This window comes from Mucilaginibacter yixingensis, assembly GCF_041080815.1.
GTDB lineage: Bacteria > Bacteroidota > Bacteroidia > Sphingobacteriales > Sphingobacteriaceae > Mucilaginibacter > Mucilaginibacter yixingensis.
Genome location: NZ_CP160205.1, coordinates 3,801,736 through 3,827,849 on the forward strand (window position 1 = coordinate 3,801,736; position 26,114 = coordinate 3,827,849).

At 47.2% G+C, this 26,114-nt stretch carries 19 protein-coding genes and 1 other RNA gene; 16 read left to right on the forward strand and 4 right to left on the reverse strand.

Annotation, left to right across the window (positions count from 1 at the left end):
* Positions 1 to 99: 99 nt before the first annotated feature.
* Together ABZR88_RS15365 and ABZR88_RS15370 are read left to right on the forward strand one after the other, a co-directional pair.
* Positions 100 to 2,877 (forward strand): hypothetical protein, encoded by a 2,778-nt coding sequence (locus ABZR88_RS15365; RefSeq protein ID WP_107826488.1) that lies wholly within the window; start codon positions 100 to 102, stop codon positions 2,875 to 2,877.
* A gap of 89 nt (positions 2,878 to 2,966) precedes the next feature.
* Complete coding sequence (locus tag ABZR88_RS15370) at positions 2,967 to 3,377, forward strand: transcriptional regulator (protein ID WP_107826487.1); 411 nt, start codon at positions 2,967 to 2,969, stop codon at positions 3,375 to 3,377.
* Positions 3,378 to 3,640: 263 nt separating this feature from the next.
* Here ABZR88_RS15370 and ABZR88_RS15375 read toward each other — a convergent pair whose 3' ends face one another.
* Positions 3,641 to 6,097: a TonB-dependent receptor gene (locus tag ABZR88_RS15375; RefSeq protein WP_170113516.1), complete on the reverse strand. Its 2,457-nt coding sequence runs from the start codon at positions 6,095 to 6,097 to the stop codon at positions 3,641 to 3,643.
* 147 nt (positions 6,098 to 6,244) lie between these two features.
* Here ABZR88_RS15375 and ABZR88_RS15380 point away from each other — a divergent pair, with 147 nt between their 5' ends.
* Positions 6,245 to 9,556: a glycosyl hydrolase gene (locus ABZR88_RS15380; protein WP_211309729.1), complete on the forward strand. Its 3,312-nt coding sequence runs from the start codon at positions 6,245 to 6,247 to the stop codon at positions 9,554 to 9,556.
* 366 nt (positions 9,557 to 9,922) lie between these two features.
* Positions 9,923 to 11,215 (forward strand): hypothetical protein, encoded by a 1,293-nt coding sequence (locus ABZR88_RS15385; protein ID WP_211309728.1) that lies wholly within the window; start codon positions 9,923 to 9,925, stop codon positions 11,213 to 11,215.
* A gap of 238 nt (positions 11,216 to 11,453) precedes the next feature.
* Here the strand turns inward: ABZR88_RS15385 and ABZR88_RS15390 are convergent, their stop codons facing one another.
* The gene (locus tag ABZR88_RS15390) at positions 11,454 to 12,488 is read right to left on the reverse strand and encodes an aldo/keto reductase (RefSeq protein ID WP_107826484.1); all 1,035 of its coding nucleotides are present in this window, start codon (positions 12,486 to 12,488) and stop codon (positions 11,454 to 11,456) included.
* 130 nt (positions 12,489 to 12,618) lie between these two features.
* Between ABZR88_RS15390 and ABZR88_RS15395 the strand changes: the two genes are divergently transcribed.
* Positions 12,619 to 12,846: a hypothetical protein gene (locus tag ABZR88_RS15395; RefSeq protein ID WP_107826483.1), complete on the forward strand. Its 228-nt coding sequence runs from the start codon at positions 12,619 to 12,621 to the stop codon at positions 12,844 to 12,846.
* Between the two features lie 156 nt (positions 12,847 to 13,002).
* On the opposite strand, the gene acs is transcribed toward ABZR88_RS15395, so the two are convergent.
* Positions 13,003 to 14,904, reverse strand: a complete 1,902-nt coding sequence (acs, locus tag ABZR88_RS15400; RefSeq protein ID WP_107826482.1) for an acetate--CoA ligase — start codon at positions 14,902 to 14,904, stop codon at positions 13,003 to 13,005.
* A 228-nt stretch (positions 14,905 to 15,132) separates the two neighbouring features.
* On the opposite strand from acs, the gene rpmB reads away from it, so the two are divergent.
* From rpmB to ABZR88_RS15435, 7 genes are all read left to right on the forward strand, one after another.
* Positions 15,133 to 15,366: a 50S ribosomal protein L28 gene (gene rpmB, locus ABZR88_RS15405; RefSeq protein WP_107826481.1), complete on the forward strand. Its 234-nt coding sequence runs from the start codon at positions 15,133 to 15,135 to the stop codon at positions 15,364 to 15,366.
* A gap of 80 nt (positions 15,367 to 15,446) precedes the next feature.
* Positions 15,447 to 15,629, forward strand: a complete 183-nt coding sequence (rpmG, locus tag ABZR88_RS15410; protein ID WP_074490316.1) for a 50S ribosomal protein L33 — start codon at positions 15,447 to 15,449, stop codon at positions 15,627 to 15,629.
* 75 nt (positions 15,630 to 15,704) lie between these two features.
* The gene (locus ABZR88_RS15415) at positions 15,705 to 15,854 is read left to right on the forward strand and encodes a DUF4295 domain-containing protein (RefSeq protein WP_107826480.1); all 150 of its coding nucleotides are present in this window, start codon (positions 15,705 to 15,707) and stop codon (positions 15,852 to 15,854) included.
* Positions 15,855 to 16,019: 165 nt separating this feature from the next.
* Positions 16,020 to 16,982: a signal recognition particle-docking protein FtsY gene (ftsY, locus tag ABZR88_RS15420; RefSeq protein ID WP_107826479.1), complete on the forward strand. Its 963-nt coding sequence runs from the start codon at positions 16,020 to 16,022 to the stop codon at positions 16,980 to 16,982.
* Positions 16,983 to 17,148: 166 nt separating this feature from the next.
* A complete protein-coding gene (gene rimO / locus ABZR88_RS15425) occupies positions 17,149 to 18,483 on the forward strand; it encodes a 30S ribosomal protein S12 methylthiotransferase RimO (protein WP_107826478.1) in 1,335 nt (444 codons plus the stop codon).
* 210 nt (positions 18,484 to 18,693) lie between these two features.
* A complete protein-coding gene (gene bshC, locus ABZR88_RS15430) occupies positions 18,694 to 20,262 on the forward strand; it encodes a bacillithiol biosynthesis cysteine-adding enzyme BshC (RefSeq protein WP_107826477.1) in 1,569 nt (522 codons plus the stop codon).
* A gap of 83 nt (positions 20,263 to 20,345) precedes the next feature.
* Complete coding sequence (locus ABZR88_RS15435) at positions 20,346 to 22,424, forward strand: TonB-dependent receptor (RefSeq protein WP_107826476.1); 2,079 nt, start codon at positions 20,346 to 20,348, stop codon at positions 22,422 to 22,424.
* Positions 22,425 to 22,467: 43 nt separating this feature from the next.
* Here ABZR88_RS15435 and ABZR88_RS15440 read toward each other — a convergent pair whose 3' ends face one another.
* The gene (locus ABZR88_RS15440) at positions 22,468 to 22,965 is read right to left on the reverse strand and encodes a hypothetical protein (protein WP_146166441.1); all 498 of its coding nucleotides are present in this window, start codon (positions 22,963 to 22,965) and stop codon (positions 22,468 to 22,470) included.
* A gap of 344 nt (positions 22,966 to 23,309) precedes the next feature.
* Between ABZR88_RS15440 and ABZR88_RS15445 the strand changes: the two genes are divergently transcribed.
* The 4 genes from ABZR88_RS15445 (at position 23,310) to ABZR88_RS15460 (ending at position 26,046) form a co-directional block, all read left to right on the forward strand.
* The gene (locus ABZR88_RS15445) at positions 23,310 to 23,810 is read left to right on the forward strand and encodes a hypothetical protein (RefSeq protein ID WP_107826474.1); all 501 of its coding nucleotides are present in this window, start codon (positions 23,310 to 23,312) and stop codon (positions 23,808 to 23,810) included.
* Between the two features lie 211 nt (positions 23,811 to 24,021).
* Positions 24,022 to 24,121, forward strand: an RNA gene (gene ffs / locus ABZR88_RS15450) — signal recognition particle sRNA small type.
* A 101-nt stretch (positions 24,122 to 24,222) separates the two neighbouring features.
* Positions 24,223 to 24,894: a fructose-6-phosphate aldolase gene (gene fsa / locus ABZR88_RS15455; protein WP_107826473.1), complete on the forward strand. Its 672-nt coding sequence runs from the start codon at positions 24,223 to 24,225 to the stop codon at positions 24,892 to 24,894.
* Positions 24,895 to 25,089: 195 nt separating this feature from the next.
* Complete coding sequence (locus tag ABZR88_RS15460) at positions 25,090 to 26,046, forward strand: YpdA family putative bacillithiol disulfide reductase (RefSeq protein WP_107826472.1); 957 nt, start codon at positions 25,090 to 25,092, stop codon at positions 26,044 to 26,046.
* Positions 26,047 to 26,114 lie beyond the last annotated feature (68 nt).

The window sequence follows — 26,114 nt, forward strand, 5'->3', positions numbered from 1 at the left end:
ATCCATGCAATCGATTGACGATAATTCACTTTATCTTCATTATTGTTGACTTAAATTGGCTACCTTTAACCAATCCCCTGAATACTACCTTATTAACCAATGACCAAAACACCTAAATTTTTACGCCTGCTATTTATGCTGGCCCTCATCACTGTGTGTAATTTTTCGCTTGCCCAAACGCCGGTATCTGCGCTAAAGCAAATGATGAACGTAATTGAAAACTACAACCAAAATCAAGCCCTTGAAAAACTTTACGTACAAACAGACAAACCTGCCTATAACCGGGGCGATACCCTGTGGTTTAAATCATATTTATTTGATGCAGCCACATTAAAAGCGTCGCACCGCAGCGGTTTGATGTATATTGAAATTGCAGATCAGAATGATACCGTTATCTGCCGTAACATGGTCAGCCTCATTGCCGGCATGGGCTGGGGCAGCCTCCCGCTGGATAATAAAATGTTTCCGGATGGCAATTATACCCTGCGTGCCTACAGTAACTGGATGCGCAACTCGGGGCAGGATGCTATTTTTAGTCTGCCGTTTACCGTTACCGGTGTTAAGCCGGAGAGCTGGCTTATCAGCTCAAAATTTAACGTCGGACAGCAAAACAATCAGCCTAACGTAAATGCCAGTTTGAGATTTATGCGGGTTGATAACCACCCACTGATTGCAGAGCAACTGAAGGCAAAAATAACAGCCGGAAAAAGCACCCTTGGCCGCGCCAACATACAAACCGGTACCGATGGCAATGCCGACATTACCTTTGCCCTACCCCCTAAGGCTGATGCTAAAAACATCAATATATCCATTACCAAAGCTGGTAAGAATGATGACGATGACGCCTTTGTGGTACCCGTTATCCTGAATCGTGATGAAAAGACAGATCTGCAGTTTATGCCCGAAGGTGGCAACTTGTACGCGGGGCTAAAAAACCACGTAGCCTTTAAAGCCGTGAGCGAAGCAGGTAAAGGCGCCGACGTATCTGGCGCCGTTTTTAATAACAACCAGCGGCAGGTAGCCGCAATCAAATCAGAACACCTGGGCATGGGTTCGTTCTCATTTACCCCACAAACTGGCGAAACTTATACCGCCCGCATCAAAGTAAACGGACATGAACTAAGTTATCCGCTCCCCGCTGCCAAAACATCGGGCTTAATGCTTAATGTGGTTAATCCGTTTCAGAGCGATTCTGTGCAGGTGGCCATCAGTCCTACTGCCGACCTGCAATCGCAAGACACCAATTACTACCTGGTGGCGCAGGCCCGCGGTGTGGTTTGCTACGGTGCCGTAATTAACCCTTCAAAAGGCATCAAAACACTGGCAATTAACAAAGACGCTTTTCCAACGGGTATCACCAGGTTTACCATACTAAACACCATGCATCAACCGGTGGCCGAGCGTATTATATATATAGATCATGGTGACAATATTAAGCTAACTGCCACGCCGCAAAAATCAACCTATGGCAAACGCGATAGCGTATCTATGAGTGTAAAGGCTACAGACAAGGCAGGAAATCCGCTGATAGGCAGCTTCTCGCTGGCGGTAACTGACGATGCTCAGGTCAAAACCGACCCTACTGCCGGTACTATTTTAACCAACATTTTGCTGGATAACGATCTGAAAGGCTACGTTGAAAACGCAGCTTATTATTTCATTAACCCGTCTGCCGATAAAAACCGGCAACTGGACAACCTGCTGCTGGCACAAGGCTGGGTAAATTACAACTGGGCCGATGCCTTTGCTCCCAATCCGCCTGCCCCAAAGTTTGATTCAGAGGCCCGCTTTACTATAAAAGGCAAGGTGACTAACTTCTTTAATAAACCTGTATTCCAGAGCCATGTGTTGCTGCTGTCAAAAAAACCTACGTCTTTTGCCGACACCGCGACCAATGAAAAAGGTGAATTTATTTTTAATAAACTTAATCCTGCAGACTCTACGGTTTATGTGTTGCAGGCCAAAAATAAAAAAGACAGGAAAGCCGGTCTGGGTATTGATGTAAACGAGTTTAAGCCGGTAATTTTCCACTTAGAAAACGCACGCAGCATGCCATGGTACGTTAACATGGATACTTCAAAAATTAATGCCATACAAACCAGCCAGGCTTACACCCTTGAACAGGATAAAATGCTGGGCGTGCATCAATTAAAACAGGTAAACATTCAGGACACCAAAATAGTAAAGGGTTCAAAAAACCTGAACGCTAACGGTGGGGCCGACTTTATTATGAGCGAAGAAGACTTGCGCAAATCTGGCCGCATGACGTTAAAAGATTTACTGTTGAAGAATGTGAAAGGTTTTAATGAAAACCTGCGATTTAACCAGTATATGATCAACATGGATCAGAAAGTGCACCTGGTAATAGATGGCGTTGAACTGGATTTCTTTTATGATGGTGAAGCCGGACTTAATAAACGCGAGTTTTATGACCAGTGGTTAAATTATCTTGATGCACAGGAAATAAAAGGCATTGAGGTGATGAGAAGCATGCGCTACTCGGCCACCTATTTTAACAGGTTTAGCAAAAACCCGATGGATACACCTTTTAACCATGCCTATATTGAGATAACTACCTATTCTGGCAACGGTGCATTTATGAGGAAAACTCCCGGGTTTTACTTATACAGGCCGATGGCGTTCGCATCGCAACGGGAGTTTTACTCGCCACAGTATGACTATAAAAAGCCCAGCTCATTTATGGATACCCGCACTACACTTTATTGGACACCTAACGTAATTACCGATAAGGCGGGCAATGCCACCGTGCGTTTCTATACCGGCGATAAAAATGGCACCTACACCTTCATTATGCAAGGCAGCGATATGGACGGAAATTTAGGAGCACAACAAGGAAAAATAACAGTAGGACAGTAATTGACAAGTGAGTAGTGAGTAAAAACAGATATTAAGTATCAATTGTTCAACACTTATTACTCACATCTCACTACTCACCATTCACCAATATGGAAACCATCATTATAGAAAAAGACATTCCGGTAATGTGCGTTACAGCCACATCATTTCCAGATGGGGTGATGGCAGCACATCAGCAGCTGCACCAAAAAGTACCGTTTGCACCGGAACGCCGATATTTTGCACTCTCTCGTCCTGAAAATGGCGGTGGCATTGTATATCACGCAGCCGTTGAAGAGCTGAATGAAAGCGAAGCCGGACAGTATCAGCTTGAAAAAATGACCATCAAAAACGGCAGCTACATTAGTTCAGAATTGCACAATTACATGGACAACACGCCGGCCATTGGCCAAACTTTTCAGCAATTGATTGCTCAGCCCGGCATCGATCCGGAAGGCTATTGCGTAGAACAATACCTCAGTGATAAAGACATGCTGTTGATGGTACGGCTTGAAGATTAACTACAGAAATCATACCCCATTGCTATTAAAAGCCCTCCCCTTCGGGGAGTAATAGCCCATCAAAAGGCAGGAGTATAATAAATCCCTCCTTGGGGAGGGGCGCGGTGGCTTTGTGAAGTTGCGGGGAGGGGTTTATACCGTATGCAATCGCATAAACCCCTCCCTACACCCTCCCAAGGGAGGGAATCGCACTGGCCTTCGCGTCTTTAGATGCTTGCTGCCTCTTTATGGGCTATTACTCTTCGGGGAGGGTTGGGTGGGGTTTAATGCGCTCTCCCCTGCTCACTATCTGCGCTCCCTGTATCGCGCTTGCGTGGATTTTTGATCACTTTGCCAAAACTGTAGCTAAAGCTTAGCGTGGTTATGCGGTTATCCCAAAAATTGCTGTAAGAAACCGCTGTATTGGGGATGCCTTCAATTACGCCGCTACGCCTGAGCGAGTTCAGCACATCGCGCAAACTCAACTTTACCGAACCTTTGTTTTGCAGAATCTTTTTCTGCAGGCCGGCGTTCAGCACGCCAGTAGGGATAGTTCTAAACTGTGCATACACCTGTCTTGAATTATAAAAACCGCTCAACTCTGCACTCCAGCCTTTACCCAGCGTAAACTGGTTGTTGCCGTTAAACCCAAAAGAGTTGCCAGACTGGTTGAGATAAGTATTAATCAGCTGGCCTGAAAAGCTCATGCGATACACCTCTGCATAAAAATTCAAATTCCACCACTTGGCGGGCTGCATATTCAGATTTACCGACAAATCGAGCGTAGTGCGTTTGCCAATATTATCCTGTGTACTTATAAATATGGGGCCGTCATAGTGGATGGTCTCGCTTTGCATATCGCGGTCGTGCACGTAGGCAAAGGTTACATTTAACAGGCTTTTATAACCATAAGCCAGCTTATAAACAGCAGAAAACTGTGGCCTGAGAAAAGGATTGCCGGTAGCGTAACTAAACTTATCTATTAAAGCCGTAAACGGATTAAGACTGCTGTAATTGGGTCGGCCAATACGCCTGCCGTATGATGCTGTAAGCACATGGTGCCCCGTGGTATCCAGTTTATAAAGAAAATAAGTGGTAGGAAACAGGTTAACATAGTGTCTGCTAAAAGCCGAGTCGGGTTTCTGGGCGTTACCCAATTGGTGACCATGACCGTTGGTATTTTCCATCCGTAACCCTGCCTGTATGCTAAATCGCTTAAACTCCTGGTTGTAGTTGATATAGGCGGCATTAATATTCTCGCGATACAGGAAACGGTTGGTCTTGTTATAATCCGGCGTTGTCACTGTATTTATTACGTTGAAATAATTAGCTGCATTATCAGTATTCACATAGCTGCTTTTGGCCCCCGCCTCCACTTTACCCTTGTGACTGATCGGATGAGTATAATCTACCTTACCGGCATAAATATTGACAGATCCCGGTAAATCAGCCGTGAGAACTTGATGGGCAATCAAACTGTTATCGGGCAAATAAGTATCATTAATATAAATCTGATTACTAGGGTTTACATTACGGATGTAATCGGCATCAAAACTAATGCTATGTGTGCCGGCACTATCAAATTGATGGGTATAATTGAGATTGACACCGCCGTTATCAAATTTATAATCGGTGTTGTTGTTGGCGAGTACAGTAGAGTCAAGCCCGCCGGTGCTATCAAAAAATGAGATATATGCCGGGATGTTATTGGTCCTGTGCTCCAAAGAACTGGTGAATACTATGCCCCAGGTGGTTCTGGGCGACAGGTAATAATCAACCCCTGCCCTGATATTGTAATTAGTTGCTACCGGCCTGAAGTTGGAGACATCATTAACCACTGAGGTTGGGCTACCCGCTGCATCAAAATAACGATGATCTACCTCTAACTGGCGGAAAGTAGGGGCATAATTACGGTTAACGTTAGCAAAAATGTTAATCTGATTGTCCCGGTAATTGACGTTCAAACCTTCGCCGTTCCGGCTGTAAAAACCCTGTGCACCATTCATGGTCAACACGCCGTTAAATCCTTTTATAGTATTCTTTTTTATTTTGATATTGATAATACCTGCACCTCCCGCAGCATCATATTTGGCTGGCGGATTATCCATCAATTCAATCTGATCTATGGTATTTGCCGGTAGCGAGCGCAGGTAAGAAGCCAAACCGGCGGCCGAAAGATAAGTAGGCTTACCGTCTATCATCACCAGCACCCCATCTTTACCTTTATAACTCACTTTACCATCGGCATCTACAGACACACCCGGCGATTTCTCCAACACCTCCAGCGCATTCAACCCGGCGTTAGAGATCTGCGCACCTACGTTCACCACCATACGGTCAATCTTCTGCTCAACCAGTGGTTTCTGAGCAGTTACCGCCACCTCCTTTAAGGCCGTATTGGTTGACTGCAACGTAATGACAGGCAACGAAACGTTGGCCTGTTGAGCAACAACAATGTTAGCGCTCCTATATTTTTTGAAACCCACAGAGCTAACGGCCAGTCGATAACTATCATCTTTCAGATTATGGAAAGCAAAAGTACCATTGGTGTTAACCAGCATAGATTTCACTTCGGTCGAGTCGGCTGTGCGAAGCAGGGTTACCGTAGCGCCGTCTACCGGTTTTTTGTCGCCGCCCTGCACGCGGCCGCTAATCTGCGCGGTTACAGTTTGCGGGTAAGCGTTATTAATGATCAGCACAAAAACAATTAACGGGAGGCTGCAGCGCCATAAGCTATTCATATCAGGTTTCATTTACTGATAAGATGCAAGCCCGATTGATTTCGTTGCACAGGCAACAATTGTATAGCGTAATATCTTTTTTACATCACTTGTGCCGGGGAGTTAAGATTTATCCTGAAATTTATTTTAAACCTGATAAACCCAAGTATGTACAAAAAAACCATGCTGCACTATGCAGCGGGGGTGGCCTGCTTTATTGCCGGTGCATCGCTCAACGCGCGTGCTCAAACCCCTGCCGAGTGGAAGCAAGAATTTATGTCGCCCCCGGCGTCGGCAAAACCGCGCACCTGGTGGCACTGGACCCAAAGCAACATTACTAAAGAAGGCATTACCAAAGATCTGGAGTGGATGAAACGCTCTGGCATTGCCGGCTTTATGCTGGCCGACGTTGCCGCCGGCGGCGGACAAACCGTAGACAAGAAACTGGTATTCGGCACACCGGAGTGGAAAGATGCCGTACACTTTGCCGCGTCTGAAGCCGAACGCCTGGGCCTGGAAATGTCCATCTTCAGCTCGCCCGGCTGGAGCCTCACCGGCGGCTCATGGGTAAAACCAGAGCAAGCCATGAAAAAACTGGTGTGGAGCGAAACCCGCATCGCCGGAGGCAAAGCGTTTAAGGGCACGCTGCCCCAACCACCCGCGCAGGAAGGTGCCGGCCCTAACCTGGCCAATGCCCCTACCCGCCCCGGTGCTAAAAACTTTTATGCTGATTGCGCCGTCATCGCGTACCGCACGCCTGCAGATGCGGCCGTTGTAGAAAGTCAACAACCTACCATCACCAGCGCAAGCGGCACAGCCGATGCCAAAGTGCTGACCGATGAAAACATCATGACCGGCATTACCGTAAAAACCGGGGCCGATAAAATTGCATGGCTGCAACTGGCTTACCCGCAACAGGTACTGGCACGCAGCATTAGCATCGCGGCCTCGCGCGGGATTCCGTATGGCCGGGTGATGGCAAGTGCCGATGGTAAGACGTTTCATATTCTAACCACTATCCCGGGTAAATCCGGCTATCGTGGCGGCAACATCCGCACCTATGCGTTTCCGGATACCAGGGCACAATATTTCCGCATTGAGCTAACCAATACACCTGTTAAACCGGGTGAAGTGATATCGCAAGCCACAACAGCGGTTGATAGTGCTTATACCTTATCAGAAATTCAATTGCATTCAGATGGCCGCGTTAACCGTTGGGAGGATAAAGCAGGCTTTAACTTCTTGTTTGAATATACCAACACGGCCACACCCGAAGTGCCGCAGAGCGCAGAAATTAAAGCTGAGGACGAGATTGACCTGACCTCAAAAATGCAGCCCGACGGCACGCTGAACTGGACACCTCCGGCTGGCAACTGGACCGTCCTGCGTTTTGGTTATGCCCTTACCGGCTCAAAAAATCGCCCGGCTATAGCGGCGGCTTTGGGTTATGAGGTGGATAAAATGAGCAAAAAGCATGTAACCGCCTACATGGATTACTACAGCAAACTGGTAAAAGATGCCACCGGCGATCTATACGGCAAAAGCCTGCAATATTATATGATGGACAGTTGGGAGGCGGGCATCCAAAACTGGACCGACGACATGATCAGCGAGTTTAAAAACCGCCGTGGTTATGACCCTACCAAATACCTGCCCGTGATGGCCGGTCATATAGTAGGCAGCGCCGAAGAAAGTGACCGTTTCTTGTGGGATTTCCGCCGTACACTGGTGGATCTGATTGCCGAGAACCACTACGGCACCGTGACCGATTACCTGAACAAACAAGGCATCAAAACCTATGGCGAGGCGGGTGGCGTGTCGCTGGAATCAATAGAAGATGCATTGCTCAACAAAAAATACGTCAACATCCCAATGGGCGAGTTCTGGGTAAAAGATCTGCATCCATCGTCTATGTATTATGAGGATATGCGTGGCGCCGCTTCGGCATCGCATGTGTACGGCCAGAATATTGTGGCAGCCGAGTCATTTACCGGAGGCAATTATGAATCGCCCGCTACGCTAAAACGCCTGGCTGATTATTGGTTTAGTCAGGGCCTAAACCGTTTGGTGTTCCATACCTCTGCACACCAACCGCTGGATACCAAACCTGGTAACACCATGGTAGGCACGCACATAAACCGTAACATTACCTGGGCGGAAGATGCCCTGCCTTTTACCACACACCTGGCCCGCTGCTCATACTTGCTGCAAAAAGGCAAATACGTGGCTGATGTTGCCTACCTGCTTAAAGAGGGCGCACCATCAACCATGCCATTCTGGGGCGCAGGCCTGCAACCCGCCATGCCCGATGGCTACCAGTTTGACTACCTGAACACTGACGCCTTCTTAAACCTGCTCACAGTAGATGCCAACGGCCGCCTTAACCTGCCCAGCGGCATGAGCTACGCTGTGCTGGTACTGCCGCCTACACAGAAAATGAGCCTGCCCGTGCTACGCAAGATTAAACAACTGGTAGAAGCCGGCGCAACCATAGTTGGCCCGAAACCAATCAGTGCACCAGGGCTTTCTGCCGGGGCCGATGGCGATACGGAACTGAATGATCTGAGCTACCAGCTATGGGCCGATCTGGATGGCAACAGCCGCACCAAACGCACATTTGGCAAGGGCCGTGTTTACTGGAATCAGCCTTTAAAAGATGTGATGGCCGATCTGGCTATCCCACGGGATGCCGCCATTGAGCGCCTGCCTGATGAAATAGCCTGGACCCACCGTCGCGATGGTGATAATGATATTTATTACGTAGTTAACCGTACCGATACGCTGCAGAATTTTGACATCACCTTCCGCACCGGTAGCAAAGACGTTAATCTCTGGAATCCTGATAACGGCACCGTTACCCCATCGGCTTATACCCTTACCGGCAATTTAACCCGCGTGCCTATGCATCTGGAACCAGGGCAAAACATGTTCGTCATCTTTAGTGGTAAAGCGCCAATGGCATCGCGTAGCGTACCTGTAAAAACGATGAGCGTACTGGCTACCCTCAGCGGCCCGTGGCAATTAAGCTTCCCGCCAAAATGGGGCGCACCTGAGAGCGTTCAACTGGCTAACCTAAGTGATTGGACAACTAACACCGACGAAGGCATTAAATATTTCGGTGGCACAGCTACTTATACCAAAACCATCGCCATTAAACCTAACTGGCTTAACCCGGGAGCAGCCATCTGGCTGGATCTGGGCAAGGTTGGCGATCTCGCCGAGGTATGGCTAAACGGCAAACGGGTAGACCTGGCCTGGTATGCGCCTTATCGTGTAGACATCAGCAAAGCGCTTAAACCAGGCAACAATCAGCTGCAAATAAAAGTAACCAACGAATGGACCAACCGCCTGATTGGCGACAAGGCCAACCCCGATAAAAAGGTGCTGGCCAACTATGTAATGCCATTTGGCGGGATGTATAAAATGCAGCCATCGGGGTTGATGGGGCCGGTGAGGCTGATTAGCCCCCTAGCCCCTTAAAGGGGGAACTATTGTGCATCCTTTCCACATCCCTCCTTGGGGAGGGGCGCGAAGGGGTTGCGCGAGAGCAGGGAGGGGTTAAGCCCGCCTTAACAAAAACGTCATTGCGAGGCACGAAGAAACCTTGCTTTCTACATGTCATGCTGAGAAACGAAGCATCTCTAAGGACAGCCCTTATTGCTTGTCCGCAGAGATTCTTCGCTATCGCTGAGAATGACAAATTACAGAGACGGCTTCCTCGCAATGACGCGTACTAAATATTTAAACATAAAACATTTCAAAACCCTCTCCTTTGGAGAGGGCAGGGAGAGGTAAACAACAACCAATAAACATATGAACCGATCTTTATTAAAAACAATATTCGTTATGGCAGCCATTGCAGCCCCCGGATTTGTTTATGCACAACAGCAAGCGGCAGCACAGCAAAAGCCTGCCGATAAAACGCCCCCAAGCGAGGTAGCGGGCATCCCCGTAAACTATGATGAAAGCAAAGTAGGCACTTATACCCTGCCCGATCCGCTGACGAAGCTAAACGGCCAGAAAGTCAAGAACGCCGAAGACTGGACCAAGAACCGTCGCCCGGAGATCTTGAACATGTATTACACCCTGCAATACGGCAAGGTACCGGGCAAGCCAAAAGATATGAGCTTTAACGTGTTTGATAAAGGCACACCGGCATTTGGCGGCAAAGCCATCCGCAAGCAGGTGACCATTTATCTTACCAAAGACACTTCTGATAATCACAAAGTTGATGTACTGATTTACCTGCCTGCGCATGCTACCAAACCATCGGCATTGTTGTTAAATGCATCGTTTAGCGCCAACAGCAATGTAACTGATGACCCGGGCGTAAAACACAGCCTGATGTGGACGCCAGATGGTAAGCGCGCGCCCGTACAAGGCGGCGGCCGTTTTGGTAAAATGAATATTGAGCAGTTTATTGATGCGGGCTTCGGCTTTGCCACGCTGTGTTATACCGATTTTGAGCCTGATACCAAAGACGGCTATAAATACGGCATCCGCAGTGTATATAATCCAAGCGGAAAGTTTGCTGATGATGAGTGGGGAGCAATCTCGGCCTGGTCATGGGGTTTGAGCCGCGTGATGGATTATTTTGAGACCGATAAAGATATTGATGCAAAACGCGTAGCCCTAACCGGAGCTTCTCGCCTGGGTAAAACCACCCTGTGGACCGGCGCGCGCGATACCCGCTTTGCCCTCATCATCGGCAGTGTATCTGGCGAGGGTGGTGCAGCATTGAGTCGCCGCAATTATGGGGAGACTGTGGCGCACATGACGGCTCCGTCACGCTATTTTTATCAGTTTGCTACCAATTGGTCTAAATACAGTGCAGACCCAAGTAAGATGCCGATGGACGGCCATATGTTAATTAGCCTGATGGCTCCACGCCCTGTATTGCTGCAAACCGGCAGCACCGACGGCTGGTCTGACCCGAAAGGCGAATGGCTGGCAGCCCTGGCCGCCAAACCTGTGTTTGAATTATTTAAAGAAACCGGCCCTACTACTACCGAATGGCCTGCCGCAGAAGATGAAAGTCAGCTGCTGCATAACGAAGGCTATTTTATGCATAACGGCCCTCACGGGGTATTGCCTACCGACTGGCCACGCTTTATTCAGTTTATGAAGAAATATTTGTAGGTATGACGGCGGCCGGAGGCCGCGGGATAGTCGTCACTCGGCTGGAGCCGAGCGACTGCAGCCAGTAGTATAAAAAGGGTGCTCACAGATTGAGCACCCTTTTTATACTTAACACGTCATTGCGAGGAACGAAGCAATCTCTGCATATGCTAAGCGGGACTTGCATGTCCGACTGTCTTGTACAGAGATTGCTTCGTTCCTCGCAATGACGTGTTGTGTTATGCTTAGCGTTAAATTATTACTTATACAGCTTCGGCGCAATATTCAGCATCGGGAAGTTGCGCTGATGCCAGTATGGGTAAACGGGATACTCATCGCTGGCGGCATCCAGTTTCTTTACCTGCTCTACGGTCAGGTTCCAGCCCGCGGCATCCAGGTTTTGCTTCAGCTGCTCCTCATTGCGGGCACCAATTACCAGGCTGCAAACCGTTGGGCGCTGTAATAGCCAGTTCAAAGATACCTGGGCTACGGTTTTGCCGGTTTCTTCGGCTACCTCGTCCAGCGCATCTACTATTTTATATAGATGCTCGTAGTCAGTTGCCGGACCTTCGGCACCACCCTGACCCAGGCGGCTATCGGCAGGCATGCCTGTACCACGACGGAATTTACCACTCAATCTACCTGCAGACATCGGGCTCCAAACAATAGTGCCCACATTCTGATCAATCCCCAACGACATCAGTTCCCACTCAAACTCCCTATCAAGCAATGAGTAATGCGCCTGGTGCGCCACATAGCGCGACCAACCATAACGCTCTGATACCGACAGTGATTTCATCAGATGCCAGCCCGAAAAGTTAGAGCAAGCAATATAACGGATCTTGCCGCTGGTCACCAGATCATTCAGGGCGCTCAGTGTTTCTTCTACAGGGGTGTTGGCGTCAAAGCCGTGCATGTGGTAAATATCAATATGATCTACCTTCAAACGGCGCAAGCTTTCCTCGCAAGCCTGGATCAGGTGACGGCGGGATGAACCATAATCGTTCGGGTCATCACTCATGGCAAAGGTGGCCTTGGTAGAGATGAGCACACGATTTTGCAGGCCTTCTATAGCTTTGCCCAGTATTTCTTCAGACAATCCTCTGGAATACATATTGGCCGTATCAAACAGGTTTACGCCAGCATCCAGACACAGGTTTACCATGCGGCGGGCATCCTCTACATCGCTGTTGCCCCAGGCTTTAAAAAACTCATTGCCACCGCCAAACGTAGCCGTACCAAAGCTAAGCACCGGCACAGAAAGACCCGAGCCGCCTAATTTTCTATATTCCATAAATGATGTATTGTATATGTGTGATTGGCGTAAAGTTAACAATCGCAATTGAATGTAATTTAAACGTCTATTTAAAGTTACAATCGTTCCCCGGCGTCCCTGCGCCTCAAAAAATTTGTACTTTTGATTGATGACTTTAGACCCGATAAGCGTATCGCTGTTTGAAATGAAGCTGGAAGAAATACACAGTCAGGACGCCTGGTTGAGATACGAGATCAGCAGACGCGATTTTGTTGCCTTGTTCCCCGTACGCTTCAAAAACGGCAAGCCCCTGCGCCCCGATCACCCCGGCAATGCTGGTGTTGACCGCGAGGTTTATCTAAAAGTGCTGGTGGCTTTCAAGCAGACGTTTAACTGAGTGCGGGCTTCTGTCAATTTCTTATTTGGCACGTAATTGGTTATTGAGCTGGATAAACTTTTCAGGTAGTCTTTCTCTACACTTCATGCCACAAAAAAAGCCAGGGCTATAAAACCCCGGCTCCTGATTCTTGACTCTTATTTCTTGGCTCTTTGCTTACAGCGCACCAGCTTTAATCTCTTCTACTACAGCCGGATCAAGCAAGGTCGATGTATCGCCTAAGTTTGAAGTATCGCCTTCGGCTATCTTTCTTAAAATCCTGCGCATAATTTTGCCCGAACGGGTTTTGGGCAGGCCGCTTACAAACTGAATTTTATCAGGCTTAGCAATCGGACCAATCAGGCGTGACACCGTGGCAATGATATCTCTGCGGGTAACATCCTCATCATCTTTACGGCCGGGATTTACCACAAAGGCATATACGCCCTGGCCTTTAATATCATGCGGATAACCCACCACTGCTGATTCTACCACCGTGCTGTGCATGTTAATAGCGTTCTCTACCTCGGCAGTACCAATACGGTGACCGGATACGTTCAGTACGTCGTCAACGCGACCAGTAATGCGGTAGTAACCTTCTTCATCGCGCAAGCAACCATCGCCGGTAAAATACATATTCGGGTAAGTGGCAAAATAGGTCTGGCGGCAACGCTCGTGATCGCCATAAGTGGTGCGCAGCATACCCGGCCAAGGGAACTTGATACACAGGTTACCGCTCACGCCGTTGCCTTGTACTTCGTCGCCTTTCTCATCCACCAATACCGGCTGGATGCCCGGCAGCGGGAATGAGGCATAGCCCGGCTTCATAGGCGTAACGCCTATTATCGGGGTAATCATGTGGCCGCCGTTTTCGGTTTGCCACCAGGTATCGGCAATATCGCATTTGCCTTTGCCCACGTTATCGTGGAACCAGTGCCAGGCTTCCTCGTTGATCGGCTCGCCTACTGACCCCAGTTTGGTCAGCGAGCTTAGGTCATACTTATTTACAAAGTCTGTACCGAAGCTCATTAAGGAGCGGATAGCCGTTGGCGCGGTATAGAATATGTTGATCTTAAATTTCTCTACAATCTGCCAGAAACGGCCAGCATCCGGATAAGTTGGCACGCCCTCAAACATCACCGAGGTAGCACCTTGCGCCAGCGGTCCGTAAACAATGTAAGAGTGACCGGTAATCCAGCCGATATCTGCCGTACAGAAGTAAACCTCGCCCGGTTGGTATTGGAATGTGGTATCAAAAGTATAGCCGGCATACACCATGTAACCGCCACAAGTATGTACCACACCCTTTGGTTTACCGGTAGAGCCAGAAGTATACAGGATGAACAGCATATCCTCGGCGTCCATCTCTTCGGCCGGGCAATCCGGGTTACCCTGGGTTTCTACTTTCCTGATCTCGTCTTCCCACCACAAATCACGGCCTTTAATCATGGCTACTGGTGTACGGCTGCGGGTTAGCACAATTACTTTTTGTACCGACGGACACTGTACCAGCGCATCGTCAATCACATTTTTAAGTTCAACCAGTTTAGCACCGCGGTAGGTACCATCGGCTGTAATTACTATATTACATTCTGCATCCTGAATACGATCTGCAATTGATTGGGCCGAGAAACCACCGAACACTACCGAGTGAATAGCACCAATCCTGGCGCAAGCCATCACAGCAATGGCCAACTCTGGCACCATTGGCATATAGATACAGATACGGTCGCCTTTTTTAGCGCCGTTGTTCTTTAATACATTGGCAAACTGACAAACTTTATCGTGCAGTTGTTTATAGGTAAGAACGCGATGATCTTCCGTCGGATCATTCGGCTCCCAGATAATGGCGGGTTTGTTACCCAGTTTTTCCAGGTGGCGGTCCAAACAGTTTTCAGTAATGTTAAGCTTGGCGCCGTCAAACCAGCGAATGCGTGGTTCGGTAAAGTTCCAGTCGAGCACTTTATCCCATTTCTTTCTCCATTGGAAAGTTTCGGCTATTTCAGACCAGAAAGCTTCGGGCTCATTCACACTGCGCTCATAAACGCGCTGGTAATCTTCAAAAGAATTGATTTTCATAATTTGGTGTAACGGTGGGCGAAAATTAGTGATTTTCTGTAGCATACCTGCTTTTTACTATAAAAATTAACGCATACGATTGCGTAAGCGCATTGTGGAAAACCCATCACCCGAATTGTGCAAAACTCTTTTTTAAAATATTTAAAATCAGTGTTGAATAATTCATATTAAATCCTGATATTTGCAAACTCTTTTTGAGAATAAGCATACATATAAAAAAGATTTGTCATGTCAAGAATATGTGATTTAACAGGAAAAGGTGCGATGAACGGTCACAACGTTTCAAACTCAAACGTTAAAACCAAACGCAAATTTTATCCTAATTTAAAACTGAAAAAGTTTTATATCCCTGAAGAAAACAAGTGGATTACTTTGAAAGTATCTACTTCAGCTGTGAAAACAATCAGCAAAAAAGGCATCACCGCCTGCATTAACAAATTTGTAAAAGAAGGTTCTATATAAGTAATCAGAAATCGGTTAATCAGAGATGAAGTTCGCTGATTGCTGGTATGATGCTTCAATAGTCAAAATACAACAATACAATGGCAAAAAAAGGTAACAGGGTTCAGGTAATTTTAGAGTGCACCGAGCATAAAGAGAGCGGTATGCCAGGTATGTCACGTTACATTACCACCAAGAACAAAAAGAACACTACCGAGCGTTTAGAATTGAAAAAATTCAACCCGGTATTACGTAAAGTAACCGTTCATAAAGAGATTAAGTAATTAATGCAAATACACGTTGCGAAACGTTACGGCATAAATCACACTCATTCAATAATTTATTAATTATACAAAGAGATGGCAAAGAAAGTAGTTGCAACCCTGAAAACAGGTAAAGGCAAAGAGTTTTCAAAAGTAATCAACTCGGTTAGATCACCTAAAACCGGTGCTTACTCATTCAAAGAGCAAATCGTTCCTAACGATAACCTTAAAGACGTTATCAAGTAATTGATAACCGCAAAAATATTAGAGCCGTCTTGTATATACGAGAGGGCTTTTTTTGTTTAAACCTCTCCCCGGCCCTCTCCTTTGGAGAGGGAGGTAACCATGCCGGGAATACAATTTAAAACATTCACTTAATTCCCTCCCCTTCGGGGAGGTTAGGAGGGGTTTATGGGATTATTCGATTTTTTTAAGAAGAAAGAAAGCACCCCGCAGCAACAGCAGGCGCTTGACAGTGGTTTGGAAAAAACCAAAGACAGCCTGCTCTCTAAACTCACCAAGGCCGTTGCCGGTAAATCTACCGTTGACGATGACGTGCTGGACGAGTTGGAAGAAATCCTGGTAACGTCTGACGTTGGTGTGAAAACCACCCTCAAGATTATTGAGCGGATCCAGGCACGTGTTGCGCGCGATAAATATGTTGGCACCACCGAGCTGAACGGCCTGCTGCGCGATGAGATACAACAACTGCTGGCAGAAAACAACAGTAATGATTTTGCCAGCTTTGAATATGGCAACCACAAACCCTATGTAATTATGGTAGTGGGCGTCAACGGTGTGGGCAAAACCACTACTATTGGCAAGCTGGCACATCAGCTGAAACAAACCGGCAACAAAGTGGTGCTGGGCGCTGCCGATACCTTCCGCGCTGCGGCGGTAGACCAGTTGCAATTGTGGGGCAAGCGTGTTGATGTGCGCGTTGTGGCACAGCCAATGGGTTCAGACCCAGCTTCGGTAGCTTTTGATACCCTGAAATCGGCTGTTGCTAACGGCGAGGACGTGGCCATAATTGATACCGCCGGTCGCCTCCACAATAAAGTGGGCCTGATGAACGAGCTGACCAAGATCAAAAACGTAATGCAGAAGGTTGTACCTAACGCACCGCACGAGATCTTGTTGGTGCTGGACGCATCAACCGGCCAGAACGCCATTGAGCAATGCAAACAATTTACCGAAGCTACAGCCGTTAACGCACTGGCATTAACCAAGCTTGACGGCACAGCCAAAGGTGGCGTGGTAATTGGCATCTCAGATCAGTTTAAGATCCCGGTGAAATATATTGGTGTGGGTGAGGGAATGGATGATCTGCAATTGTTTGACAGGAAAACGTTTGTGGAAAGCCTGTTCAAATAAAAATACAACAACACGTCATTGCGAGGAACGAAGCAATCTCTGCGTAGGAATTTACAGAGATTGCTCCGTTCCTCGCAATGACGAATAGATAAAATTAAAAGTGAGGAAACGGCAATTAGTCCGTTTCATTCCCTCTCCCTCCGGAGAGGGTTAGGGAGAGGTGAAAATGAAGACAAAAGAAATTAACAAGCCAAAACAGGAAGCCAAACCACGTGTAAACGTAGTGACCCTGGGCTGCTCTAAAAACATCTATGACTCTGAAGTACTGATGGGCCAGTTAAAAGGCAATCAGTTTGATGTGGTGCATGAGGCCAGCAAGGTAAAAAAAGACGATATTATCGTTATCAATACCTGTGGTTTTATTGACAACGCCAAGCAGGAGTCTATCGATACCATTTTGCAATACAGCGATCTGAAAGAGCAGGGCAAAGTAGGCAAGGTGATTGTTACCGGCTGTTTATCTGAGCGTTACAAACCTGAGCTGGAAGCCGAGATTGGCAACGTAGATTCATGGTTTGGTACTAATGATCTGCAAAACCTGTTGGGATCATTAGGCGCTAACTATCGCCATGAGTTGATTGGCGAGCGTTTGTTAACCACCCCATCTCACTTCGCATACTTTAAAATTGCCGAGGGTTGTAACCGCCCATGCTCGTTCTGCGCCATCCCGCTGATGCGTGGCAAACATGCCAGCACGCCGATAGAGCAATTGGTAGATAACGCCAAAAACCTGGCAAAAAACGGCACCAAAGAACTGATTCTTATTGCGCAAGACCTGACCTACTACGGTCTGGATCTGTATGGCAAACGTAACCTTGATGAACTGCTGCGTCGCCTGAGCGATGTAAACGGCATCGAGTGGATCCGCCTGCAATATGCTTATCCTTCGGGCTTCCCAATGGAGATTCTGGATGTGATGAACGAGCGCGAGAACATCTGCAAATACCTGGATATGCCGCTGCAGCACATTACAGACAACATGCTGAAATCAATGCGTCGTGGTATCACCAAGCAAAAAACCATCGATCTGGTAAATGAAATTCGCGACAAGGTGCCAAACATCGCCCTGCGCACTACCCTCATTACCGGCTATCCTGGCGAAACCGAGCAGGATTTTGAAGAGATGGCGCAATGGGTTGAAGATACCCGTTTTGATCGCCTGGGTTGCTTCACCTACTCGCACGAGGAAAAAACGCATGCCCATACTTTAGTGGACGATGTACCTGATGAAGTAAAACAAGAGCGTGCTGATGCCATTATGGAAATTCAGCAAGGTATCTCGTTCGAGATCAACCAAACAAAAGTTGGCGAGACGTTCAAAGTATTAGTTGATAAAAAAGACGGCGACTTCTTTGTGGGCCGCACCCAATTTGATTCGCCTGAGGTAGATAACGAGGTGCTGATTGACGCCACAAACAATTACGCCACTGTTGGCAGCTTTGTAAACGTTAAAGTTGACAGCGCCGAGGACTTTGACCTTTATGGACAGATTGTAAAATAAGTCCGGGCAAAAGGCGATAGTCTTTTTTTTAGCAGATTAAAATCTAAATTCGAGCCCTGAACTAGGATTTAACGAATTTTTAGGATTTTTAGGATTATGGTTATCGCTATATAAGATGAGTTATATAGCTCAAGAATCAGAGACCTGCATTAAGAATCCTGTAAATCCTAAAAATCCGTTAAATCCTGGTTCAGATATTTTTTTCGAAACATGGACGCTAACTGTATCAGCTATAAAGACACCGGGTATTTCTCGCAAACGGTAATTGATTACCTTGATGATGCTCCTACCCTACGCCCCTTTTACAGTTATCGCCCCACCTTTGATGGTTTTTCCCAGATCATCCCAAACAAAAAAAACACTGCCGATACCGATTTATTGATCAACGTATTGCGTAAGCAATATGAGCAAAGCGGCATTAAACTGCCTCTACAAGCCGGGGGCCTTGGTTTCACCGTTACCACCGGTCACCAGTTAAATATCTTTGCCGGTCCGCTGTATTTTATTTATAAAATTGTTACCGCCATTAAGCTGGCGCGCCAGTTAAAAGAGCGTTTCCCTGAGCACAACTTCACTCCGGTGTATTGGATGGCTACCGAGGACCATGACTTTGCCGAGATCAATTACACCAAAATTGGTGGTCTCAAAGTGCAATGGCAACTGGATGCAGCCGGTGCAACAGGCCGACTGCTCACCAAAACCATCCGACAGGCGCTTAACCAATATAAAGGCGTACTGGGCATGGAACAACACGGCCCTGAACTGGCCGCGTTGGTAGAAACCGCCTACACCAAATTTGATAAACTGGCCGATGCCACCCGCTACCTCGTGCATGCCCTATTTGGTCAATACGGCCTGGTAATTGTTGATGCTGATGACATCGAACTGAAACGTGAGTTTGCACCTATCATTGAGCAGGATATTATTCAGCAGAACAGCTTTAAAAATATTACCGCGACCGATAAAAAGCTGCATGACATTGGCGTACACACCCAGATCCACTCGCGCGAAATCAACTTTTTTTACCTTACGGATAACCTGCGCGAACGATTGAGTTTTGAGGACGGTCGTTACGTGGTGTTGAATACCGAGATCAGTTTCAGTGAGGAAGAGCTAAAACAGGAGATCAAGGAACACCCTGAGCGTTTCAGTCCCAACGTGGCCATGCGCCCGCTATACCAGGAAGTAATTCTACCTAACATCGCCTACATAGGCGGCGGCGCCGAGGTAGTTTACTGGCTGCAGTTGAAAGCTAATTTTGACCATTACGGCGTTGATTTCCCCATCCTCCTGTTGCGTAATTCTGGCTTACTGATCCACAAAGAACAGCGGGCAAAAATTACCAATCTGCAGTTTACCCCAAAAGATCTGTTTACCGGTACCGAAAGCCTGAAACAGCGCTGGGTAACCGATCATTCAGAACACAACCTCACCCTGGCCAGTGAATGGCAGGAAATGGAAGCCCTGTTTGAAAAAATAAAGCAGCGCGCCGGTAAAATAGATAGCACCCTGGTACCCTCAACAAGCGCAGTAGAAGCCCGACTGAAGAAAGCCGTTGACAACCTGGAAAAGAAACTGATGCGCGCCGAAAAACGCACCTACGGCACCCGACTGGAACAGATCGAACAGATCAAAACCGCACTGTTCCCCGGTAACAGTCTGCAGGAGCGTACCGAAAACTTTGGCCTTTACTACGTAAAATGGGGCCAGCAACTGATTGAAGAACTGATCCGCCATTTTGAGCCGCTGGATTTTGAGTTCTGCATCCTGTCGGAATAAATCGAGTAGTATTTTTACAATAGCACATAATTATAGCCTTTTCAAAAAGGCTATTTTTGTTTTAATCTATTATAGAGAAGAACATGCGCAAAACCCTTATGCTCCTGCCCGGCTTACTGGCAGGCGCATTATACCTACACGCTCAAGCACCTAAAAGTAAAAGCATTATTGCCGATACCCTCAAAACCGTCGAGGTTAAATCATACCTGTTCAATCAGTCTTTATTAAATGTTCCGGCAGCCATCAGCACACTCGGCCCGGCACAATTAAAGCTTCAGCCTGATAACTCGCTGGTGCCTGCTATGAACACCATTCCCGGTGTACGCATGGAAGAGCGCTCGCCCGGTAGCTACCGGCTATCGTTACGCGGCAGCCTGCTGCGCTCGCCATTTGGGGTACGCGATGTTAAGGTTTATTACGACGAGATCCCGTTGACCGATGCCGGTGGCAACACCTATCTTAACGCTATAGACCCTACCGGCATTCGCAGTATAGAAGTGTTAAAAGGCCCTGACGGCAGCTTATTTGGCGCTAACTCAGGCGGCGTGGTCATCATCCGCCCAACGGGCAATATTGATACCGTCGGACAATCAGCCTCTATCGGCATAAATGGCGGCTCTTATGGACTTTTTCATGAGAACGCTGCACTGCACAGCAAATTGGATAAAGACCAACTGGACATTAGTCAAGCGCACGAGACTTATGATGGTTACCGCCAGCACAGCAACATGCGCCGCAACTATTTCCAGGTTGCAAACAGGTGGAGCTATTCGGCAGGCAACGAGTTGAAAGCGATGGCTTTTTATTCAGACCTGTTTTATAACACACCCGGCGGCCTGACCTTTACCCAACAATTAGCCGATCCGCGCTCGGCGCGTTTAGGCACAGCGGCTGTTCCGGGAGCTATAGATCAAAACATCAGCATTACTACGCAGATGCTAACAGGCGGACTGGTCAACAGCCTCAACCTAAGTCGCCGCTTAAAAAACGTTACCGCCGTTTATGGCTCGCACGTATATTTTGCAAACCCGTTCATCACCAATTATGAGCAGCGTGATGAGAACACCTTCGGCCTGCGCTCTTACTTTGAATGGCGCAGCCGTGGCGGCATGGATCTGCAATGGAAGATCAACGCCGGCTTGGAATGGCAGCAAACAAACTCGGCTATTAACAACTATGGCAACAAAAAAGGAGTAAAAGATACCGCCCAAACGCTTGACCGTATCAACACTAACCAGCACTTCTTTTTTGTGCGTTACCTGGGCGATCTATCTCGATTTCATTTCGAGGCTGCCCTTAGTCTTAACAATTACAGCTATCAGTTTAAAAACCTGTATCCACTGGCGCAAACTGGCTTCACGCCCCGCAATTTCTCGGCTCAGTTAATGCCGCGGTTAGCGCTCTCCTACCAGTTAACCAATAATTTCATCGCGAGGGCATCGGTTAGCCGCGGCTACTCTACGCCTACTACGGCCGAGGTACGCCCGACCGACAACGTCATTAACACCGCCTTGCAGGCCCAAACCGGCTGGAATTATGAGACCGGCCTGCGCCTGCGCAACCTTGACGAAACACTCATCCTGGATGCCTCGGTGTTTTACTATCGCACCGACAACGCCATCGTCCGACGACTGCATCCTGACGAAACAGAGTATTACATCAATGCTGGCGGCACCAACCAAACAGGGGTAGAACTGGCCTTCAGTGATTGGCTGATCCGGCTTAAAAGAACTGGCTTTATCCGTGGACTGCAGTTTAATACCTCATACACGCTGAGTCGCTATTTCTTCCGCGATTATGTAGTAGCGGGCGCTAACTATTCTGGCAACCCACTTACCGGCGTGCCGCGTAATGTAGTGGTAAGCAGCCTTCAAACACGTTTAGCACAAGGCTTTAGCCTGTTTGTACAGCATAGTTATACTGCGGAGATCCCATTGAATGATGCCTCTACCGTTTACGCACCGCATTACAATCTAATACAAGCCAAATTGGCCTGGTCGCACAGAATGTCTAAAAAAACACGTTTGGAAATATATGCCGGGGCCGATAACATTCTGAACCAGCATTACAGCCTGGGTAACGACCTGAACGCAGTGGGCAATCGATACTTCAACCCATCGGCTTTAAGAAACTACTTTGCGGGAATAAATCTGAATTTGTAGTATAAGATGTCGTCCTGAGTTTGCCGAAGGACGCGCCGGCAAATTACGGCTCAATCCCCAATTCTTTCTGACGGATCTCTACACTATTGACAGACCCATCGCGCATCATCAGCACGGTAACGTGGTAAAAATTGCTGTCAAAAATATAGATAGAGCGTACCTGGTCGGCACCTTTCAGCGTATTGTGATAGCCCAGGCCCTGGATCTGCTTAATCAGGTTATAAATATACTCTGGATAAATACTTTTGTAAGTAATGGTGTGCAGATGTTCGCCGCTGTTAGTGGTATTATAAGCACCGGTAACCAGCGTTTCGCCCTTAATAGGGGTTTTGTTACGATCTATAGTCTGGTAGCTGGTTAAAAGCTGGCCCTTTACAATTTGCTTGTCGTTCACCTTAAACTTACCAGTGTTTACCAGGATGTTGTCAACCTCACCGGCGCTTAGGCGCACCATGTCGGCCATACTATAAAAGGTCATCGATTGTGCATGCGCAACAACGGCACCGCAAACCAATAGGCAAAGAATCAATAATTTTTTCATTAACAGCGTTCTATCAAAAATAACCAAATTTTTAATATCGCAGCAATCACCCCAGGTTATTAAAACCGGGTACTAAATATTTCTGAAAACGTAAGGTTGTAGCGTTTAGGTACCTGTAGCCCCGTGTTCCGTTCATACTGCACAGGCCTTAACCGCAGGGCCGGTATCCACTACACCCGGGTTTAGAGATGAGCGGGCAGGCCATTTATGGTCTTTCAATCCCTTCTTGGGGAGGGATTAGATAGCTCCGCGAACTACCACGATAGATAAATCAACTCACCATAAAAACTTAACAATTAGATTAATATAGCTGCCTATCTTTAGGTGCTTACTAAACCTCCTCTATGAAAATTCTGAAAGAAGAAAAGCAGATCCTGACTAATGAGATAAACCCAACGGCGTTTGAGGGTGTTAACGGGATGGTATCGCCAACCATATCTGCCAGAAATAAGTGGCTCAGAGAAAATGAAGAGCAGTTTTCATTTTACTTTCTGCAAAGCATTACCGCGGCCGGTCCAACTGGACAAAGCCTGCTGAGCTATAGTGTAAAGTGGACTTTCCGCTTAACGCTTGGTATCCCAGAGCATGATGTTGCCGCTCTTGAGCAACTATTGGAGAAATGCAACGATCAGTTTTATAACGAGCTGGCGCTACTGACGGGCGAATACACCATCAAACTCAAGATGGCGCCCGAACGCCATGCACCTTTCAGCCTGGAGAAATTATTAAAAGGTATGCAGCAGGCGATGGAAAGCGAGCCACTGCCACTAAATATCCGCAAAATATCAGATCAGCTATTTGACAACCAGCGGGTAGTTGTAGAAACCAAGGTGATCAAAAAGTAACCTGCATTTCAAAAAAAAGCATCTGGCCCCCTGTTTAGCCACATATTTATGGCTTCTTCAATGCCGGGCAAATAGGCAAACAGGCCCAAAACAGCTCTAACCAACAATCAAGAACACAAAATAAGACCCTCACAATTAAAACATTAGCCACTATTTTCATCTTTTTAATAATAATTTAACAGCGCGTCGCCTTTTTTTCTATATTTGCGGTGGGTAAGTCTTTTACGACCAGCTCCTCTTGAACTCCCCCAGGGTGGGAACGCAGCAAGGGTAGAGGGTTGTAGCGGTGCGATAAAAGGTGCTTACCCTTTTTTTATTTCTCAATTTTTCGTTTGCCCTCGCCACGAGATATGAATACTGCCGCACTCCGCATCACATCAAGCTCATTCACTTTTTAAAATTCTAATACACAATGAAATTTTTTATCGATACCGCCAACCTCGCGCACATCAAAGAAGCATATGAGTTAGGCGTGTTAGACGGTGTTACCACCAACCCATCATTAATGGCTAAAGAAGGTATTTCTGGCCACGAAAACGTAATTAACCACTACAAAGCCATCTGCGAAATTGTTGACGGCGACGTTAGTGCCGAAGTTATTGCTACTACTTTTGAAGAGATGGTGATAGAAGGCGAAGCCCTGGCTGCCCTGCACCCACAAATTGTAGTAAAAGTACCTATGATTAAAGACGGCGTACGCGCTATTAAATACTTCACATCAAAAGGTATCCGCACTAACTGTACACTGGTATTCTCTGCCGGTCAGGCTTTGTTAGCTGCTAAAGCTGGTGCTACTTATGTATCTCCTTTCATCGGTCGTTTAGATGACGTTTCTACAGACGGCTTAACCCTGATTGAAGATATCCGTACTATTTATGATAACTACGGTTACGAAACTCAGATCCTGGCTGCATCTGCCCGTCACCCAATGCACATCATCAACTGTGCTAAAATTGGTTCAGACGTGGTAACTGCTCCGCTTTCTGCTATCGTTGCCCTGCTGAAACACCCGTTAACTGATAACGGCCTGGCTCAGTTCCTGGCTGATTACGCTAAAGCTGCTGAATTAGAAGCCGTAAAGTAATTAAACCTGCGCTTGTCATCCCGAACGAAAGTGAGGGATCTTTTCGGAGCGATGAGATGGGATGCATCTCCTGCTGATCGAAATGACAAGATGTATATATAAAAGAAGAGGCGCTCAATGAGCGCCTCTTCTTTTTTGAGATTATTTTGACCATGCAGAAAACCGGCATCACGTCATTCTTGTTACTTTTGCCGTATGCTGGATATTCTAATTATAGGCGCCGGACCAATTGGCCTGGCCTGCGGACTGGAAGCTCAACGCGCCGGACTGGACTTTTTGATTGTTGATAAGGGCTGCCTGGTCAACTCGCTCTATAACTATCCGGCCACCATGACGTTTTTTTCCACCTCAGAGAAACTGGAAATTGGCGGCGTGCCCTTTGTTACCATCAGCAATAAACCTAACCGCGCCGAAGCGCTGGAGTATTATCGCCGGGTGGCAACATCGCATCATCTGCCTATAAAGCTTTTTGAGGAAGTAACCTGTGTGGCTAAGAAAGACAATCACTACCACGTAACCACCAGCAAAGGCAGCTATGAGGCGCGCAACATCATCATTGCCACCGGCTTTTATGACATTGCCGTTCAGCTGAATATCCCAGGCGAGCATCTGCCAAAAGTGAAACACTATTACCAGGACCCGCACTATTATGCCATGCAAAAGGTAGTAGTGGTAGGTTCCAGCAACTCGGCCATTGATGTGGCTCTAGAAACTTTTAGGAAAGGTGCGGAAGTGACGTTAGTGATCAGAAATGAAGAAGTTAGTCACCGTGTGAAGTATTGGGTTCGACCTGACATCCTGAACCGCATTAAAGAAGGCAGCATTAAAGCTTACTTTAACTCCAGCCTTACCGAAGTACGCGAAAACGAGGTAGATATTGAAACCTCTGAAGGTAAAGTAACTATTGCTAACGATTTTGTAATGGCGATGACCGGCTACCGCCCCAACTTTGAGTTTCTGAGCAAGATGGGCATCAATCTATCCACAGACCAGAAAAACATTCCGCAGTACAACCCGGAAACTATGGAAACCAATCTGAAAAATATTTACCTGGCAGGCGTGGTTTGCGGCGGCATGGATACACACCTATGGTTTATAGAAAACTCGCGCATACACGCCAAAATGATTTTGGAAGATATTGTAAGCAAGTAAGAATAGCGCCTATGGCTTATGGAAAACGAACTAATACAGTAAGCTGCGCCTCCGGGAAAACACGATAA